Raw genomic sequence first — 19,637 nt, 5'->3', positions numbered from 1 at the left:
CGGCAATGCCATGCAAATTGATCGCGATCACCCGCGTCTATGGCAGCGTGAGGGTCCGCACGCGCTCAAATTCGGCAGGGTGATCGGTCTTCAGGCGTCGAAGCTGGGCGATCAATGCGTCTGCCGTCAACGAGGCTTCGTCAGCCTTGAGTTCATCGATCCGCTGATTGAGCTCTCTGAGCCGACGCAGCGACTGATCGGCCAGAGCCTGGTCGATCGATGCGGAATCGGCAAGATGCAGCAGAACCTCGGAAATCAGGCCAAGCTGCCTGCCATAGGATGCAACATTGAATGCCTTCGCTTCGACAGCACCGTTTCCCGCCTTTGTGGGGATAGCGCCGAAGAACCAATCCGTTTCGGGATCTATTTTCTGCGCGACTGCACCGCTCCACGGATAGTGATAAATCGGGCACCAGATCCACATCCATGGAAACATAGCTTCTCCGTCGCGCAGGGCAGATTCACAAAAGCCAGATGCAGTCCGAATCAACCATTCGATTGCGGTACTGTCCGGGCAAGCGTGTTCGGCATTGTAGCATCGCCTCTTTACCCGTCAGCTTGCGTCAATCATAGGCATTTCTAATAGTTCGGATGCGGCGCTTGCGGAAGTGTGACGGCTGCAAGGTCGGTTGCTTCGTCTGCGACCTTGCAGCCTGCGTGCGCTTAAAGCTCGATCTGCTCTGGACTCGGTCCCTGGACTATTGCTTCGTCAACTGACCATAGGCAATTCGCAAACTGTCCAGATTCTTCACGTTGTACAGAATGGTCCTCTTATATCCGTTACTGCCATTGATAGGCAGGAACACAATGGCGGCGTTGCCGGTATAGGTCATTCCGGCGGGCATCTGGCAAGACGTGCCTGGCGCAGCGCTCATTGTCACGGCATACATGTTGTGGTTGGTTCCGGGCGCCGCCAGTAGCATCGTCCCGCTGACATTGCAATTACTGAGCTTGCCAGTGAAGGAACCGTCATTGTCGATGGTGAGCGACGTCGAGGATTGCGACCATGTGCCTGCAACGCTCTGTTGCGTAACGCTCAGTGCATTTGCCGCATCGTAGTTCCATGAAATGTCTTTGGTCGCTCCGTTAGCGACGTAACTGCCCGTGAAAGTCTTTTGGGAAGCGTATGCGCCGCTTCCCGAAGTCGTCGGATAGGCAAAGAAGTTGCTGAAAGACCATCCGGAGGTCAGCGTCCATGCTTGTGGCGTCGGAGAGATGACACCGTAGAGCTGGTCGGTAACGAATGACGCCATCGCATTCAACGACGAGACGTTGCCGGTTGAATCGATCAGCGCCACGGCATGACTGGTGATCGAAGACGTCGTCCAGATTCCTTCCGCGTTCGTGCCTGTCAATGCCGTCGATCCCGGTTGCGGACTCGAGAGACTAGGCAATGCTTCGCCGACCATCGCCGGCGACGACGCTTCCGAAGGCGCGCTTGCGCTAGTCGGCAATGCAGTCGAAGCGCTCTCCGGTGCCGCTGCGCTCGCCGGTGCGTCTGCGCTCGATGCAGCACTGGGGGCGCCGGCGGATTGACTCGTGCCGTCTGTGTTGCCCGATCCACCGCCGCCACCGCAAGCGGAAAGCAATAAAACGCTGCTCAAAGTCAATGTTAAGGCAGCAATATTTCTAAAGGACATGTGCGTATTTCCTCTCCTGCATGGTGTTGTCAGTAAAGCGCGGGAGTATCTCGGAAAATTACTCGATAGATTGTCAAAAATAAGCAATTCAACAGTTGTCTGTCAGGTAGTTGTGAGCTCTTGAATTCTTTAGGATTTGCGCATCCGGCGGTGGAGCAAGTCCTCTGCTACCAGCGCCAGACCGTCTTCCTTGAAGGGAGGCGAGAGCGGGAGATTCGCGAGTCCGCGCTCCGCGTACTTGGAGGCGCCACTACCGCATATGCGGACGTTCACGCTGCCGCAGGCAAGCTGGCGTGTGATTCGGCATGCGAACTTACTCAGCAGTCCGAGTACCCAGCGCCTCACCAAGATCATGGCCAAGGATGAAAGTGCGTCGTTGTATCGTCCGATTTCAGATGAGGGCGGGATATGGACTGCCAAACAGTCGCTCGGTTGGCTCAGATTGTTCCGAAATAAATTGGCTGTTGGCAGCTAAATTTGCTTTATGGACGTCTATTTAAGGTCATTTTTCCTGTGCGCGGGCCATTTTTTTCAATCTTCTCCTTTCGCATGCGCGTCGCTCTGCCACAATCCTGCGCTGGCTCAAACTTCAATTCGGTCTTACTGTCCGAGCGAGGCAACGCAAGATATGGCTTCACCTGGTTTTCTGACGGCGCTCAAGGACCCCAATGCATGGGTCTCTCAACACCTGTCGCTGACTGTCGCGGGACTGACGTCCGTGGTCGATCCGCTGGAGTACACCCTCAAAGAGGAAATGAACGAGTTGTTTCAACTCGACATCCTCATTTACTCCGACGATCAGACGCTCGATGGTGCGGACTTTCTGGGTAAGAACGTAACCCTCGTGATTGAGGAACGCGCTGAGTTGAAGTACATGGGCACGGCTTCACGCCACGCCCGAACCGTCCACGGCGTCGTCAGAGAGTTGACGCACGAGAGTTCGAGCAAGGACGGCGCGCAGTATCGCCTGTTGATCCAGCCGAGAGTCTCTCTTCTGGATTTGACGAAAGACTCTGATGTTTTTTTAAAAAAGACGCTCAAGGAGATCTTTTACGAGCTTCTCGTCGATCGCGAGCGCATCTTTCCGCACGATATCGAACTGAATTTTGAAGGGGTGGATCAGCGTTATGATCAGCTTCTGATGGCCGACGAGACTGCGATCGGATTCATCAGGCGTCAGTGCTTGCGACACGGCCTTTATTCGTACATCAAGCACGCAGAGGTCGGCAGCAAGACCCATCGCGATACGCTCGTGATCGACAATCGTCCGAATGGCTACATGCGATCGATCGACATGCCATTCGCGCCGCCCAATGGACAGGACGGTGGATTCCACGAAGCGATACTGAGCATGAAGCGCAAGCAGACGCTGCTGCCTCAAAGCGTCGAGTTGCGGGACCACAATTTCCGCACGCCCAGCGCTCCGGTATCGGCGATTGCGTATGTCGATCGCGGCGACAAGACCCTGTATGGAACTATCGACCGCAGCACCGAGCATTTCCATACCAAGGAAGAAGCGCAGGCGCTGGCCAAGGTGCGCACGCAGGCGATCGGTTCAAAGCAGGTCGTTCACATCGGCACATCGAACATCGTCGGCCTGTATCCGGGTTGGGTGCTCAACGCCACGAACCACAAGTTCCCGAAAGCGCCCTATGGTCTGGTCATCACCAAGATGACGACGACGGGATCGCGCTCGAAGCCGGCTAAAAACGAATTTGAGGGAACGCCGGCGGACAAGATATGGCGGCCTGAATACGTTCCCGAGCGGGATTGGCGCTGGATGCAAGGTTCAATCGTCGCAACGATTGAATCGAGCGCCGAGGGCAGCCCCTATCCGGATTTGGACCAGCATGGCCTGTATCTGGTCAAGTTCCACTTTCATCGCAGTGCGGGCAAGCCGGGTTCGAACAGTATGCGGTTGCGGCTGATGCTGCCGTCTGCGGCCAGGGACGGCGGGTTTCACGCGCCCTTGCTTCCGGGAACCGAAGTCAGAATCTTTTTCACAAACGGCGACGTCGACCGGCCCTATATCGGGTTCGCCGCGCACGACTATTCGCACGCCAATCACGTCCACGGCTATGAGGGCTGGAGCTCGCGTGAGGTGTGGCGTTCGGCGCTGCTTGCCAACAAGGTTCGCTTTGAGAACTTCAAGGGCAAGGAAGGCGCGAAGTTCGCGACGATCTATCAGAAGTCCGCGGTGAGCATGGGCTATCTGGTGGACAACCAGAAGCAGCTTCGTGGGGAAGGACTGGAGGCGTTCACGCGCAAGCACATGGCGATGCGCGCGGGCACGGGCATGTTTCTCGTCGTCGATCCCCAAGCCGATCCGAACAAGCCGCAGTTGGAGATGCAGCGAACCAAGATGCAGTTGGACGCGGCGCTCTCGCAAATGCAGAACTTGGCCGACTTGGCAAGCGCCGCACAGGCGCTTGCTGCTGACGTTGAGCGTCAGCGGCAGATGCTGACTGAACGGATCGACGGGCTCAAGCAGGCGGTCTTGCTCGCCAGCGCGCCCGATGGCATCGCGTTGACCAGCGGCCAGCATTTGCAGTTCTCGGCCCAGGCGAATATCGCAGCGATTGCCGGCGGGAATGCGGACTATGGCGCCATGCGGAGCCTGACGCTCGCGGCGGGTGACGGTGCCTCCGTGTACGCTAACCAAGGCCCGCTCAAGGTGATTGCCCAGAAGGGGAGGATGCAGCTTCAGGCACAGGGCAACGCGATGGACGTCGCTTCAAAAGGCGACATGACGATCACCAGTTCGACCGGTGAAGTGCGCGTGTCGAGCGACAAGGCCATCACCCTCTATTCCGGCGGTGCTTACATCAAGCTCAGCGGCGGCAACATCGAAATTGTTTGTCCAGGCGAACTGACGCTCAAGGGCGGGACACATGCACGCGGTGGCCCGGGCTCCGCCCCGACGCCCGGCTACTCGTTTGCCGACGGCAAGGAACTCGACCCGCACGACCATCATTTCGTTCTGAAGAACCCTGTGACCGGTGAACCTCTTTCGGGTGTTAAGTACCGCGTGGTTGAGCCGGACGGCACGGAACACTTCGGGACCACTGATGCAGCGGGCAAGACGAATACGATTACGACCAACTACGCGCAATCGCTGCTGAAGATGCATATTGCGCTGAAGGATAACTAAGCAATGGGTGATAATTGGATTTTTCTAGGGGATGGTGTGTCCCAGAGGGCCTCGGAGGCCAGTTGGACCGCCATGCATTTTCCGCGTCGGATTGATCGAATTCGAATCATGCGGCTTCCGGTGTATTCCACCTCTCCGAGTATACCGGGGCACTATTGGTTCGAGATCGACCACGGGAAGAATGGTCCATTAGAGGGATACGGCTGGTATCCAGCGGAAGATATATCGCACAATCAGGGTCGCCTAGTACCCTCAATGTTCGACAAAGTCGAGGGATGTATCAATGGCGATTCGCCGGCTCGTCGAGAGGCACAAGAGGCACAGGGCAAAAACATTCCCGTGTTCATCGCTGGCGGCGGAATCGGTACGAAACCATACCCGTGGGACCCGCATCAGAAGGAAAAGGGGTCGCCTTCCATCAGTCACCCCTATGTGCTAGACGACCGGTCAGAAGAAGAGATCATCCAAAGCATTCGTGATTACGCTGCATCTTATAAGTCAACAAGCAACGGAAAATGGAGTTTCAAATTGGATGTGGCGTCCGAGAACAACTGCCACACTTTTGTCTGGCGAACGCTTTACCACTGTCAGTTGATTGACGTCGACGTTTTGAGCGTAAGAATCGATCCCCACTTTGCATCGCTTCGTTTGAACACTATATTTACGGCCGACGAAGACTACGTGGCATATATCAAATCGAAAGCGAGCCAGGTGGAGAAGTTGATCGAATCGCACGCTGCAAGTGGGGGGGTGATTTCTGGGAGCTTATGATGCCATTGATCGTCGTTGGAAATTCGCCGTTAATAGAGGAGGAAGCTGCCGATGAGGAATCCGTCTCCGCACTCCGCGCAAGATAAGCCGCCTCAACGCAAATGGACGAAACTGATCGCAATCGCATCGGTCGCAGCGCTTACGGTTTATTTAGGTACGCGACCTGCAATCAAGAACCTTCTTACGTGGGCTTGGCATATGACACACATTGACGAGTACGGCATGAATGGCATGCACTTGGAACCGGGCCGGGAATACTACTTTCCCCCTTCGGCTCCGTATTTTGACTACGACTATTTTCAGGTGAAACCCGTTGACGCTGCCGAAATCGAACAAGACGAACTAATCGGCATCGGCACGGTAAGGTCTGACCAGAAGAGGGACTACATGTACGGCTATCGTCGGGTCCGTACCAAGTACACACCGCGAATAGACACTGCCGCACTTAGGCTCGTCCGAAACGGGGACTATTTCTTGTCCGTAGACGAGACAGGGCGGGCCGCCAATCTTGTGTCTATTGATGAAGCGATTCGCCTTCCAAAGTATGTGAAGGTGACGGTCTACTTGCAGAAGGTCGTTGAGGCAGAGTTGGTAGACCGAGTCGGAGAGACCCACGTCCAGTTCAAGTACTGGACCACGACTGGATATCGACAAGAACTTGTTTCTTTTGACATCGACGAAGGAGTTAGAACGGACCACCGCTTATGCTACGCCGAAGCAGACGGCAGGCGAACGCCCTGTTCTGATTCACAAAAGAAGCCATGACGAGCAGCGTAACCCATAACAATTCGATCCATGCCGCTTGATCTTGCAAGGCTCCCGCCACCTGAAGCGCGCATCCCACGAACACCAAGAGTCGTAGTTTGGCTCCTCCTTGCCGTTATTGTCATCGGCGGCGGAGCCGCGTTCTGCCTATGGTGGCAGTCGCCTCAAGGTCAAAACACGCATCACTTACGCTTCTGGTTATGGGTGGCTGTAGTTCCTTCACTTGTATATGGCCTCATGTTGACGGCACGTTGGCATAGCTTCCAACAAGGCAGTTTGCGCATTGCCGCGTACAACCGGAAACGACACGAGGCAGTCGATCGCGACATCGAATTCGCACGCCGTCCGATCGCCCTGCTTGCTCACAGCTATGTCACTGCACTGGGGTGCGAGAAAGGGGCCGCCCGCGTCGTAGCCGGCGAGTCAGCTCTGCGCTTCCAGCCCGTCCGAGGCATCGGCTTACCGGTCAGCCATTCCTCGGTCATTGCGCAAGCGCCGGAGCGGTTGAACGGCGAGAAGCGTCGGACCAGAGCCAATGCCTTGCCGCTAAACGACGACGACTTGTTGGAGTTGTTCGGCAAATTGATCAGCGCTCTGGAACCGCAGCTGTCAGCCTTGCGCTCGCTCGTAGTACTGCCGGTGCAAATGGTTGTTTCGGGAAACGAGTTTCCCCTCGACGTCGCCGGCCAGTGGGAGCGCGCCTGGGCCTCGTTCGGCCTCGGGAGGTACGTGCTCAATGAACACTCGACAGAGGCGGGAACGATGGTGCTCGACGCATGGCTCGACGAAACGGATCGGTCCAGGCGGGAGCGCGTGGCCTTGTTCGTCAACGTTCAACTTCGTGATGCTCCGCCGGAAGGCAGCGCCGAAGTCGCGACCGCGCTGCTTGTCGCCTGGCCCGAGCTTCTTCCCCGTATCGGTTTGAAGCCGACGAACTGGCTGCATCGTCCGGTGCGTGGGCTGGACGCGCCAGACAACAAGTCGCTGGAAACGGCCCTCACATGGGGGCGCGTGGCGAGCATCAATAATGCCCACATCTGGACATGTGGCCTCGACACCAACTCTCATCTGTCCTTGAGCGCCATGCAGGAACATCAGAACGAAAAGAACAACGCAGAAGCAACCGGTGCGATCGATGCGGCAGATATCGAAAAGAAGTTGCGCTCGCTAACGGACATCGATACCGCACTGGGCGACGCGGGACACGCGTCTTCATGGCTTGCATGTGCATTGGCAGCGGAAGCCGCCCGTGACACGTCCGCACCTCAACTGATCGCCACGCGCGATCTGACTGGCACCACCTACTCCGTGGTCCGCTCGACCAATTGATCAACATAGATTCTTGTTTTCCTGCCTGTGACTAATCGAACCGTTCCGCAGCATACCTGGGGCTATCGCGCATTTATCTTCTTGCTGGCTCTTCTGGCGATGGTTCTCGCGTATGCAATGCGAGAAAGCTGGTCGTGGCTGGCGGGCGGTGGCTTGGGATGGGCCGTGGCGGCAATAATTCTCGCGGCGGCGATTCTGTTCGCGCTGGAACCACTTGTCCTGTCATCGTGGGATCGTATCTATGGCCGATTCTTCGAAGCACAGAAGCTGGACAAGGGGAGTCCCGAAACAACGAAGCAGAATCTAGACGCTCGTCTTCAGAACTTGCACGATGAGTTGCGCACAACACTCGGCTGGCGCTGGCGTCACGCGATGCCGTGGATCATGCTCACGGGTGAAGACGCACGCATCAACGAAGTTGCGCCGGGACTGAAGCAATTCGCCGTGCTGCGCGTCGGCGACATAATTCTTGTCCACGCCTCACCCGACACAATCGACGCGCAAGCATGGCGCAAGCAGCTTCGCCGTCTGCGGTGGCGTCGGCCGGTCGATACGCTGGTGTCCGTAGAGCGATTCAGCGAGAACTCCGCTATCGATGGAGACGCACCGCGCGCCCTCTCTAACATCGCGCGCGATCTCGGATGGGCCGCGCCGGTCATGATCTTGCACGCCGTCGGCGCGACTGGAAAACAATTTAGCGGTGTTCAGACGGTGGGCGCTTTTATCGCTGTCCCGTTTGGAACAACTGCGCATGCGTCAGCCGACGCGCTTGCACTCGATCTCAAGTACATCGACCAGAGTACGGCGGATCATGGCGTTGCGCTATTGACGGGTCCCGACCAAGTTCGGTATCTCGCCGAATTGTCTCAGTACATCGGTCTGTGGCGTGAGCGCGTTGGACAGGCCTGGCAAACGCTTTGTGCGTCAAAGTGGCGGCGCGCGCCGTTGGCCGGGGTCATGTTTGCACCAGTGTTCATGCCTCAGATTCAAGCAGACTTGCCAGACGATGACACCGTGCCGGTTGGCACGCTCGCGTCGCTCTCACATGTGCAACCGCCTGCGCTGCTTCCTACGTGGCGCGAAATCGGAACACGCGTCGATCCGCGCAAGGGGCGGCGCGTAGGCTTTCATTGGCCGAACGCGCTCGCGATCGCGTTGACGGCGGTCGTCATCGCGTGGTGCGTGACGATGACCGTCTCGTTCGTCGGAAACAGGACTATCGTCCAAAGCGCCCGCGAAGCCGTCGATGCCGCGCTCTCCGCCAAGCCAGGCACGCCCGCCGCGCTGCGCACGCAACTCGAACTCCAGCAGCAAATCGACACGCTCGAATACCGGCAGCAGCACGGCGCACCGTGGTATCTGCGCGCCGGCCTGAATCGCAACGATGATTTGCTCGCGGCTCTCTGGCGCCCGTATGGGACGATCGCCGCGCACAATCTGCGCGATCCCATCGCGCATCAACTCGAAGCGTTGCTCACGCAACTGTCGCAGACGCGCGCCGACGCACTGGTCAGCACAGGTGATCAGCAGCGCGGCTACAACGCACTCAAGACCTACCTGATGCTCACCCAGCCACAACATGCGGATGTGGCCTTTCTCGTCAAGCAATTGCCTGCCGTATGGCCTGCGATCGCCGAGATGCGAACAGGCGAATGGCTCGACATTTCGCAACGGCTGACATCGTTCTATGCCAATCATTTGCGCGCGCACCCGGATTGGCGTGCGGCTGGATCGAACGATCTCGTCATTGCGGCGCGCAACACGCTCGTCAACCAGATCGGTTTGCAGAACTCCGATGACACGCTTTACCAATCCGTCATCGAACAGGCGAAGGGCAAGTACGCGGACATGACGCTGGCGTCGCTGCTCAACGGCGCAGACGCGCGCGGACTCTTCGGCTCGACCCAGACGGTGCCGGGCGTTTACACCCGCACCGCGTGGGACGGCGTGGTGAGTGATGCGATCGACAGGGCCGCGAAGGAAGGCCGCGTGAGCGCCGACTGGGTGCTCGCCGACGAACGAGCCGCGCGTGTTCCGGGTGCTGCACTTGAGGAACACCAGGACAGTGAAGAAGTCCGGCAACGCCTACGCGCGCGCTACTTCACTGAATACACCGCCGCGTGGCAGGCCATGCTCAACAGCATTCAATGGCAAGCGGCGACGAACCTGAGCAGCGCGATCACCCAACTTACGCGGCTGACGGACGCCCAGACTTCGCCGCTGATCGCGCTGATGAAGTCGGTCCAGTATCAGGCCGAAGCCGGACGGCCGTCGCAGGCGCTGGCCGATACGCTGGTGCGCAAGGCGCAGGATCTCATCGGCACGAAGGCGGGCAATCCAAACGAACCGGTCGTCAATCCGCTGGACAAACCCTTCGGCCCGCTGCTTGCGCTGATGGGCGACGACGTGGTGACCGGCGCAAGCGGCAAAGCAAACGGCAAAACGAGCAAGAACGCGGCGGACTTCAGCGGCGTGAGCCTCGCGCATTTCCTGACGGTGGCGACCACCATGCGCCTGAAGCTGCAACAGATCGCCACCAGCGCGGATGCGCAGGCGATGGCGCGGCAGATGGCGCAGGCCGTGTTTCAGGGCAAGCTCTCGGAGCTCACGCAGGCGCGTGACGATGCGGCTCTGACGGCCGCGAGTCTCGGCTCGCAGTGGGCCGGCTTCGGTGCTGCGCTTTTCGCGCGTCCGCTCGATGTGGCGTGGCAAACCATCCTGCAACCCGCGGCGGCTAGCCTCAACGAAGTGTGGCGTTCCGCCGTGGCCGCGCCCTTCGCCAGCTCTTTCGACGGGCACTACCCCTTCGCCGATACCGCATCCGATGCGTCGTTCGTCGAACTCGGCCGCTACATCAAACCGGATACAGGGTTGATTTCGCGCTTCGTGGCGACACAGCTCGCTGGCATCTTGCAGCAGCAGGGCAGCGCGTGGACACCGAACGAACTCGCGCCGCAAGCGTTGCAATTCGATCCCGAGTTTCTGTCGGCGCTGCGGCAGTTGTCCGCGTTCGGCGCGCAACTTTACGCGCAAGGAGACGCAAGCTATCGCTTCCAGATCATGCCGCACCCGACGCCCGAGGTGACGCGCAGCGTTCTAACGGTGGACGGTACGAAGATCGAATACTTCAACCAGATGGAAACATTCACGCCGATCGTATGGCCGGGCAACGAGCAGAACGGGCGCACGATGCTGACATGGGAGTCCGATACGGCTGGTACGCGTATCGCGTTCCAGGCCAATGGTGATTGGTCATTCCTGCGTCTGCTCGGCACGGCCAAGGTCAAGCCGCTCGACAGCACGAGCTATGCGCTGACCTTCAACCAGGACAGCGGCTATCCGCTGCATTACGACCTGAAGGCACAGGTCGGCGCGGGGCCGCTGGATCTGCTCAAGCTGCGCGGCTTCAAGATGCCGCAGCGCGTGTTCATCGTCGGTAAAGGCGGCGCTATTTCAGCAGCGCCGGTGCTGCCGCCGCTGCCGCCCGAGTTGCAGTAATCCGCTCGAACAAGACCCGGAAGGAAGTCAATCGATGAAGCGATTCGACATTCTCGACAACGACACGACCACCGCCAAGGGGCGCGTGAAGGCCACCTGCAAGACCGACACGATCGACGGTCACGCCACAGCCTATGAGAACGATCCCGTCTGGTGTGCAGCCTGCAAGAGTTGGGGAAAGATCGCGTGCGTCGGCCCGCGCGTCGAGACGAAGGGACCGGACGGTCGCGAGCAGGCATTGAGCGACGACCTGTGCCGCTGCCAATGCACGCCGAGTCCGCGGCTCGTGGCGTCACAGACGCGTTCGTATTGCGAGGTCTGACGCCGTGCGACACTCCCTGCTCAAAACCCCTGCAAGCGTTGCAAGACAGGCGAAACCGTCGATCGAACAGGTGCGCCAAAGCGCGTTTGACTTCATGGTTGCTGTCAACGAGGTGTCCATCACAAGTCGGACGTTGCCGCCGGTACGCGGACTACAGGCAGGTCTGCTTCCGGCGTGGCGTGCATTCGCTCACACCTTGGAGCAATGCGGCTACCCCAAGTCTTTATCCGTCCACAATCGGAGCGACTATGGCCTGCACGAGGCCAACGAAGCTTGTAGTCAAATGATCCTCCACGCGTCCCGCCTGGTCGAACCACAAGACGGGCGCACACTGCCCCGCAAGTATATTTTTTCATTGTCATCTCTCGCCGGTCTTGCCGCGCTGTATCTAACCCGCTCACATGCTGTGATTGAACCAACCGATGCATTGCAGGCGTGGCTCGCGCGAACGGATATCGGTGACGATATTCCGGCCTCTCTCTTCAGGCTGCCACTGGGTGCGATCTTTCTGCGCGTAGGCGCGGAGTTGCGACAGACGATCGATCCGCCGCTGTGGGCGAGTTGTGAGCATCCTTCTACGACGCAAGGCGTGTACATTCACGAAGCCCTTGTCGAGAATCGACGCGAGCTGATGTTCGTCGCTGTGCGTGACAGTGCTTTGGGAACCGATGCGGCCCGCGGCGTGCGGATTCTGATCGAAGACGAGAACGAGTCGCTGTTGTCTGCAATGCGAAGGATGCAACTGGATCTGTCCTCTGATTTGGAAGATTTCATTCCAATGGTGGAGCATTGCGTCAAGGTCATGCTGTATCTACAGGCACCCGCCGCGATCCGGATCAATGACATGCGCGATGACGACGCCGCATCACGACTCACCCGCGTAGGCAGCAAAAAAGCAACCCGGATCGAGCGCAAGGTCGCGAGTCGCTACAACCGCATCATCGTGGGACCCGCGCAGATTCCCGGACATACGGGCGGCGAAGTCGCTCCGCACTGGCGACGCGGACATATGCGGATGCAGGCACACGGTCCGCAATTCTTGCTGCGCAAACTGATGTTCATCGCTCCCGCCCTGATACGCGCCGACCGCCTCAACGATTCGGGCACCGTTACCCGCTGAAAGAGCGCACCGCGCTCGCGTACCGAAATTCACGCAGGCGCGTCACGAGAAATCGAATGAAGAACGACACAACGAACGGCAGCGAACCCGACTTTCCTCAAGCGCGCCGGGACGAAGACCCGGTTCTGCGCTATTACGAAGCCGAGATGCGTTACCTGCGCGAATCGGGTCGCGAATTTGCTCGCGCGCACCCGGACCGGGCGAGGATGCTCAACCTCGATCGTGTAGGCGACCGCGACCCGTATGTGGAGCGTCTGTATGAAGGCTTCGCGTTCCTGACCGGGCGTTTGCAGCAGAAGCTCGACGACGAACTCCCGGAACTCACCGAGGGCCTTGTGAGTTTGCTGTGGCCTCACTATCTGCGGATGATCCCGTCGCTGTCGATCGTGGAACTGATCCCTGTGGCTGACAAGCATGAGCGAACTGAGCAGGTGCCCGCAGGCGTGACGGTGCGATCCAGGCCGATTCCCGTCGCCGGCAATTCAGCCGACGGCACGACGCAAAAGTCGGTTCAATGCCTGTATCGCACCACGCAGCCCGTGGACCTGCATCCCGTGCGATTGGTGCAGGCCGGACCCGGTGTGCGTCACGATGGTCGCTCGATCATCCGGCTCGCCTTTCAACTCGACACGGCCGCGAAACGCAACGAGACTGACCTCTCGCGCTTACGCCTGCATTTGAGCGCGGATCAGCCGCTCGCGTTCGCGATGCACTTGGCCCTTACGCGCCATGTCCGCGCCATCGAGTGGCGTATCCCCGAAGTGCGGGATGGCGAGGCGCTATCGCTCGATGGCGTTACGATCGAACCGGCCGGCTTTGCACCTGCAGAACGATTGTGGCCCAAGCCGGACGCCGCTTTTTCGGGCTATCAACTGCTGCTCGAATACTTCACGTTCCGCGAGAAATTCCTGTTCGTCGATGTATGCGGACTCGATGTCCATCGGCTGCCCGAGCGCGCGACGCGCTTCGAGCTGGAAATCGTGCTGAATGAGGCCTACCCCAACGATCAGCATTTCAACAAAGACAACGTGCGGTTGTTCTGCACACCGGTCATCAATCTGTTCGAACTCGATGCCGAACCCGTGGTGATCGACCATCACGAGACGGAATATCGAGTGATTCCATCGAGTCACCAAGGCGAGCACATTGAGACCTATTCCGTCGATGCAGTGGTCGGGTTCGATCATGTCAGCGCGCAAAGCTTCGAATATGTGCCGTTCTCGACCTTCCGCCATCGCGGCGGGATGATGCGGCACGAGTCGCCCGAGCGCTATTTCCATACGCGCGTGCGACCCGGCACGGACGGCCTGCATGAAACGTGGCTCATTTTCGGCGGTCATGCGTGGGAGTCGATGGAAGACTTGCCGGAAGAAAGCGTATCGCTGCAGGTGACGGGAACGAATGGCCTGCTGCCGCGCAAGGGTCTGCGCGAAGCGCGCATCGACGAGATGACGGGTGGCGCAGCAGAAATTGCGGGCGTGAGAAATCTCGTTGCACCGACAATGCCGCTGTATCCGCCCACCGGCGACCGCTTCCAATGGCGAGTTCTGTCACACCTTGCGCCCAACTTCCTGTCGATGATGAACGCCGAGGTGCTGCGTGGCGCGCTCGCGCTCTACGACTGGACCAACGATGAACTGAATCGCAGGCGTCTGGCGGGCATTCTGCATGTATCGGAGAAGTTGCTCGAAGAGGTATCGGGCGGCGCGGTGGAGCGAGGCGTGCTGATCGAAGTGACGCTCGATTCACACGCGTTCTCGAGTGAAGGCGACGTGATGCTATTCGGCGAACTGCTGCACCGATTCTTCGAACGCTATGCGGAGATCAACCTCTACACGAAGCTCGAAATCGTGAGTCTGCCGACGCAGGCACGCATCGAATGGCCGCGCAGCAAGACTTGGCGGGCGCCGCTATGACGCTGCGCCATCTCACCCCAGATGCGATTTCTTCGGCTTCGGCTTCGGCGTCTTCCTCGACGTCAGCTCCCGCATGATGCCGCACGCATCGACCGCCTGCTCGCCCCGGCACTTCTTGCGCAATGCCGTGAGTTGATCGCGTAGCCGGATCAATTCGCCGATGCGTGCGTCGACATGTTCGATGTGCGCGTCGACGAGCGCATCGATCGCGCAGCATCGAGACATGTGCGCTTCGGATGCATCGAGCAGGGCGCGCACTTCGTCATGCGTCATGTCCAGTTCGCGACAATTCCTGATAAGCCGCAAACGCTCGATGTGCGTCTCGTCATAGGTCCGGTAGTTCTTCTCCGTCCGTTCGGCTTGCGGAAGCAGGCCTTCTTTTTCATAGAAGCGGATCGTGTCGGGCGTGCAGTTCGCAATCCTCGCCAGTTCTCCAATTTTCATCTGGCCATCCTTTCTGCTTGACCCTGGAGTTGCTCCAAGGTGTTTACTCAAGCCTGAGTCAAGAAAAGGAAGCCAGTATGTTACGTCCTGAAGATATCGGCAAGTCGTATTGCGGAGATAGTCATGAACCTGTGGATCATGACGGAAGCAATGAAAAGGATAACGAAAGAGCGACGAAAGAAAGCGCGCCGAAACGAAGCAGCGCCGCGTGGCTGCTCGGATTCGCCTGCGTCGCTGCAGTGAGTTCCGAAGCGGCGAGCTGGCTCGGCGGTCCGCCCTGGCTCGTCGCCGCGCTCGCCCTGGCGGCCGTGCTTGCGTCGGGCTTCGGCACGTATCGCAAGGGGCTCGTCGCGATTCGTTACGGCAACCTGAACATCAACGCGTTGATGAGCATCGCGGTGACGGGTGCGATGATCATCGGGCAATGGCCCGAGGCGGCGATGGTCATGGTGCTTTTCACGCTCGCCGAATTCATCGAGACGAAATCCCTGCAACGTGCCCGCGACGCCATCGCGAAGCTGATGACGCTGTCGCCTGACACGGCGGTCGTGCAGCAAGCCGATGGCGCGTGGCTAGAGTGCAATGCCCGCGACGTCGCGTTAGGCGCGATTGTGCGCGTGAAGCCAGGCGAGCGCATCGCGCTGGACGGCAACATCGTGTCCGGCCAGTCCACCGTCAACCAGGCGCCGATCACGGGCGAGAGCCTGCCCGTCGAGAAGACCACCGGGGATGCGGTGTTCGCGGGCACCATCAACGAAACCGGCGCGTTCGAGTTTCGCGTGACGGCAGCGGCAGGCGACACGACGCTCGCGCGCATCATTCGCGCAGTCGACGGCGCGCAGGGCGCGAAGGCGCCCACCCAGCGCTTCGTCGACCGCTTCGCGCGCATCTATACGCCGGTCGTCTTCTGCGTGGCGCTCGCCGTCGCGCTCGTGCCACCGCTCGCGTTCGGCGAAGCGTGGCTGACGTGGATTTATCGCGCGCTCGTGCTGCTCGTGATCGCGTGCCCGTGCGCGCTCGTCATTTCGACTCCGGTGACGATCGTGAGCGGACTCGCCGCGGCGGCGCGCCACGGCATTCTGGTGAAGGGCGGCGCCTTTCTCGAGCGCGGCCGCCGCCTGCGCTGGATCGCGCTGGACAAGACCGGAACCATCACGCACGGCAAGCCCGTGCAGACCGATTACCAACGGCTCGATCCGCAACTCGACGAGACGCGCGTGCGCGCGCTCGCGGCCAGCCTTGCAAGCCGCTCGGACCATCCGGTGTCGCGCGCGATCGCCGAGGCCGCAGAGAAAGCGGGCGTGCCGCGCTTCGAGGTCGATCGCTTCGAGGCCGTGCCGGGGCGCGGTGTGCGCGGCGTAATCGACGCGCGTCCGTACTGGCTCGGCAATCATCGAATGATGGAGGAGATCGGCTGCTGTTCCGTCGATGTAGAGCGCCGCGTCGACGTGCTCGAGCGCGCAGGCAAGAGCGTCGTGATGCTCGCCGGCGAGGACGGCCTGCTCGGTCTCTTCGCGGTGGCGGACACGGTGAAGGAATCGAGCCGCGGAGCCATCACGCGGCTGCACCGGCTTGGCGTACGCACCGCGATGCTCTCGGGCGACAACCCGCACACCGCGCAGGCGATCGCGAAACAGGTCGGCATCGATCGCGCCGAGGGCGGCCTGTTGCCCGAGGACAAGCTGCGCGTGATCGAAGACATCGCCGCGGGCGGGGTGCAGGTCGGCATGGTGGGCGACGGCATCAACGACGCGCCAGCGCTCGCGCGCGCGGACGTCGGTTTCGCGATGGGCGCGCTGGGCGCCGATGCGGCCATCGAAACAGCGGACGTCGCGCTGATGGACGACGACCTGCGCAAGATCCCGGCGTTCATCCGCCTGTCGCGCGCGACGCACGGAATTCTGACGCAGAACATCGCGATCGCGCTCGTCGTCAAGGTCGTGTTTCTCGGACTGACGCTGGCCGGGCTCGGATCGATGTGGATGGCCGTCTTCGCGGATGCGGGCGCGAGCCTGATCGTAGTGGGTAACGGATTGCGGCTGCTGCGCAAACGGTTCGATTGAATGGCGAATACGCCAGGAGGATGTGATGGGTTTTCTACGCAAGATATTCAGCAACGACCACGGCCGGGGGCACGGCCAGGAATACGACCAGTGGGGCCGAAACAAGCACCACAGGCGTTATCGTCCCGAAGATCGTGACGATGCCGGCGAGCGCTGGGGCGGTCACGCCGGTTCGATTCCCGCGCTGCCGCCGGATTCGATCTGCCCGTTATGCCGCAAGTCCAATCCGCCCGGCACGCGGGCGTGCAGGCAATGCGGCACCGCGCTCGATCTGCAGAAGTGCGAGCGCTGCAGCGCGATTCTTCTGCGCGGCGCGGCCTTCTGCGTGCGTTGCGGCCAGCGGGCGGATTGACCGCCCGGCAGGACGAAAAGGCCACCGTTGCGTGGCTTTTTCGGCAGGCGGGCGCGTCGCATCACTGCGCATCGGCAGCTTTATCGCGTACGCGCTTTCAGGTCATCAACGGAACTATTACATCGGCCTGTCAAACGATTTTCACATTCATTTCCTACAGTAGCGCGTCAACCGGCACGTCAGGCCGCAACGGCCCGAGAAAAAAGAAGTTCATCGCCGGTGCACACACCGCAATCAAGGAATTGAAACCACACATGGCGCAGCCACTCGACCTCTCCCGCCGCAAGGCCCTGAAGATTCTCGCCAGCGCACCGATGCTGCCGCTCGGCGGCGGGGCCACCGCAGCGTTGCTCACGACCGCGTGCGGCGGCAGCGACAGCAACGCGGCCACGCCCGCGCCCGCATCGACTGCCGCATTCATCACGGCGACCTTCAGCGGCATGGCCGCGCCGACGCTCGCCGATCCCGCCGCGATGGCGAAGACCACGGTCGCCTCGACGATGACCGTCAGCTTCAGCGACGGCAGCAACCGCGCCTACAAGCTCGCGTATCAGCCGTTCTTCGTGACGGGCGATACCGTGCCGAACACCGCGGGCGGCACGATCGTCGCGGGCGGCTACTTCGATATCAACAATCAGCCGATCGTCGACAGTTCGGCGTCGGGCAAGGAGCGTCAGTTCTTCTCGGACTGCCCGGACGGCACCTCGCTGCTCAAGCTCGACAATCCGACGGTGAAGGGCGTGAAGGGCAACGCCGTGTTCGCGGTCGTGCAGTTCGAATACGTCACGCGCGACCAGAGCGCGGCGGACATGTACGGCAAGCTGCCGTCGCCGATCGCCGTGCTCACGCTCGACCAGGACCCGTCGACGGGCAAGCTCTCGCTCGTCAGCTATGCGAATGTCGATACGTCGAAGGCGAACGGTCTGTGGATCACCTGCGGCGCGAGCCTGTCGCCGTGGAACACGCACTTGTCGAGCGAAGAGTACGAGCCGGACGCGGCCGCGCTCGCGACGAATACGCAGTTCAAGGCCTACAGCAAGAACCTCTACGGCGACGAAACGAAGGCGCGCGCGTACCACTACGGCCATCTGCCAGAAGTGACCGTGCATCCGGACGGCACCGGCACGATCAAAAAACACTACTGCCTCGGCCGCATCTCGCACGAGCTGATCCAGGTGATGCCCGACAAGCGCACCGTGATGATGGGCGACGACGCCACCAACGGCGGCCTCTTCATGTTCGTCGCGGACAAGGAAGCCGACCTCTCGGCGGGCACGCTCTACGTCGCGAAGTGGGCGCAGACGTCGTCGGCGGGCGCGGGCTCGGCGACGCTCACGTGGATGAACCTCGGCCACGCGACGAGCGATGAAATCGAGAACCTCGCCAACACGTTGACGATCACCGACATCATGGACGTCGTCACCGACGCGGCGGTCGGCGCGACGCTCGACACGAGCTACACGCGCATCAACTACAGCGGCAAGATCAACTGGGTCCGCATCAAGCCCGGCATGGAGAAAGCGGCCGCGTTCCTGGAGACGCACCGCTACGCCGCCTTGCGCGGCGCGACGCTGAGCTTCACCAAGCTCGAAGGCACGACCGTCAACGCGAAGGACAAGATCGTCTACACGGCGATGTCGCAGATCGTCACGTCGATGGTGAAGGGCGATGCGGCTTCGCAGGACATCAAGCTCGACAAGAAGATCACCTCGGGCGCCGTGTATGCGCTGAACCTGAAGAGCGGCCAGAAAGACATCACGGGCGCCGCGATCGACAGCGAATGGGTGCCGGTCGACATGGCCGCGCCTGCTGCGCTCGTCGGCGAAGACATCTCCGCCGATGCGCTCGGCAATCTCTCGAACCCGGAGCGCATCGCGAATCCGGACAACCTCAAGTTCTCGGAGAAGCTGCGCACGCTGTTCATCGGCGAGGACAGCGGCGGCCACGTCAACAACTTCCTGTGGGCGTACAACGTCGATACCAAGTCGCTGACGCGCATCCTGTCGACGCCTTCGGGCGCGGAATCGACCGGCCTGCACGCGGTCGACGAGATCAACGGCTGGACCTACATCATGAGCAACTTCCAGCACGCCGGCGACTGGGACAGCAAGCTGCACGGCAAGGTGCAGGCGACGCTCGATCCGCTGATCCGCGCGAACTACAAGGATCGCTTCGGCGCGGCGGTGGGTTATCTGACCGCCGATCCGACCTCGATCAAGCTCGCCTGACGATGTGACGCAAGCGGAGCGAAGCAGCGCGCTTCGCT

At 60.3% G+C, this 19,637-nt stretch carries 13 protein-coding genes and 1 pseudogene; 11 read left to right on the top strand and 3 right to left on the bottom strand.

Annotated elements, in window-relative coordinates:
• Positions 1-37: 37 nt before the first annotated feature.
• Complete coding sequence (locus AWB74_RS46865) at positions 38-436, bottom strand: hypothetical protein (RefSeq protein ID WP_061146159.1); 399 nt, start codon at positions 434-436, stop codon at positions 38-40.
• A gap of 262 nt (positions 437-698) precedes the next feature.
• A complete protein-coding gene (locus tag AWB74_RS07625; protein WP_061146158.1) occupies positions 699-1,640 on the bottom strand; it encodes a hypothetical protein in 942 nt (313 codons plus the stop codon).
• Positions 1,641-2,268: 628 nt separating this feature from the next.
• On the opposite strand from AWB74_RS07625, the gene vgrG reads away from it, so the two are divergent.
• The 8 genes from vgrG (at position 2,269) to tssF (ending at position 14,512) form a co-directional block, all read left to right on the top strand.
• Positions 2,269-4,791 (top strand): type VI secretion system tip protein VgrG, encoded by a 2,523-nt coding sequence (gene vgrG / locus AWB74_RS07615; protein WP_061146156.1) that lies wholly within the window; start codon positions 2,269-2,271, stop codon positions 4,789-4,791.
• Between the two features lie 3 nt (positions 4,792-4,794).
• Positions 4,795-5,562, top strand: a complete 768-nt coding sequence (locus AWB74_RS07610) for a hypothetical protein (protein WP_143749156.1) — start codon at positions 4,795-4,797, stop codon at positions 5,560-5,562.
• A gap of 222 nt (positions 5,563-5,784) precedes the next feature.
• Positions 5,785-6,327: a hypothetical protein gene (locus tag AWB74_RS07605; protein ID WP_143749154.1), complete on the top strand. Its 543-nt coding sequence runs from the start codon at positions 5,785-5,787 to the stop codon at positions 6,325-6,327.
• A 237-nt stretch (positions 6,328-6,564) separates the two neighbouring features.
• On the top strand, positions 6,565-7,656 hold the full coding sequence (locus tag AWB74_RS07600; protein ID WP_061146153.1) for a hypothetical protein: 1,092 nt from the start codon (positions 6,565-6,567) through the stop codon (positions 7,654-7,656).
• A gap of 117 nt (positions 7,657-7,773) precedes the next feature.
• On the top strand, positions 7,774-11,154 hold the full coding sequence (locus AWB74_RS07595; protein WP_235024509.1) for an ImcF-related family protein: 3,381 nt from the start codon (positions 7,774-7,776) through the stop codon (positions 11,152-11,154).
• 34 nt (positions 11,155-11,188) lie between these two features.
• Positions 11,189-11,476 carry a PAAR domain-containing protein gene (locus AWB74_RS07590; RefSeq protein ID WP_061146151.1) on the top strand — a complete coding sequence of 96 codons (288 nt, stop codon included), beginning with the start codon at positions 11,189-11,191 and terminating at the stop codon, positions 11,474-11,476.
• Between the two features lie 4 nt (positions 11,477-11,480).
• Positions 11,481-12,596: a hypothetical protein gene (locus AWB74_RS45545; protein ID WP_143749153.1), complete on the top strand. Its 1,116-nt coding sequence runs from the start codon at positions 11,481-11,483 to the stop codon at positions 12,594-12,596.
• Between the two features lie 56 nt (positions 12,597-12,652).
• Entirely contained in the window at positions 12,653-14,512 is a 1,860-nt protein-coding gene (gene tssF / locus AWB74_RS07580) for a type VI secretion system baseplate subunit TssF (protein WP_061146149.1), read from the top strand.
• A gap of 12 nt (positions 14,513-14,524) precedes the next feature.
• Here tssF and cadR read toward each other — a convergent pair whose 3' ends face one another.
• Positions 14,525-14,956: a Cd(II)/Pb(II)-responsive transcriptional regulator gene (gene cadR, locus AWB74_RS07575; RefSeq protein ID WP_061146148.1), complete on the bottom strand. Its 432-nt coding sequence runs from the start codon at positions 14,954-14,956 to the stop codon at positions 14,525-14,527.
• A gap of 209 nt (positions 14,957-15,165) precedes the next feature.
• Here cadR and AWB74_RS07570 point away from each other — a divergent pair.
• From AWB74_RS07570 to AWB74_RS07560, 3 genes and pseudogenes are all read left to right on the top strand, one after another.
• Positions 15,166-17,019: pseudogene (locus AWB74_RS07570) on the top strand (heavy metal translocating P-type ATPase); the annotation flags it as partial.
• A gap of 25 nt (positions 17,020-17,044) precedes the next feature.
• Complete coding sequence (locus AWB74_RS07565) at positions 17,045-17,371, top strand: zinc ribbon domain-containing protein (protein WP_061146147.1); 327 nt, start codon at positions 17,045-17,047, stop codon at positions 17,369-17,371.
• A gap of 254 nt (positions 17,372-17,625) precedes the next feature.
• The gene (locus tag AWB74_RS07560) at positions 17,626-19,599 is read left to right on the top strand and encodes a PhoX family protein (RefSeq protein WP_061146146.1); all 1,974 of its coding nucleotides are present in this window, start codon (positions 17,626-17,628) and stop codon (positions 19,597-19,599) included.
• Positions 19,600-19,637 lie beyond the last annotated feature (38 nt).

The sequence above is a fragment of the Caballeronia arvi genome (assembly GCF_001544695.2).
GTDB lineage: Bacteria > Pseudomonadota > Gammaproteobacteria > Burkholderiales > Burkholderiaceae > Caballeronia > Caballeronia arvi.
Note: the sequence above shows the minus strand (reverse complement) of the source record. Positions and strands in the feature narration are given on the sequence as shown.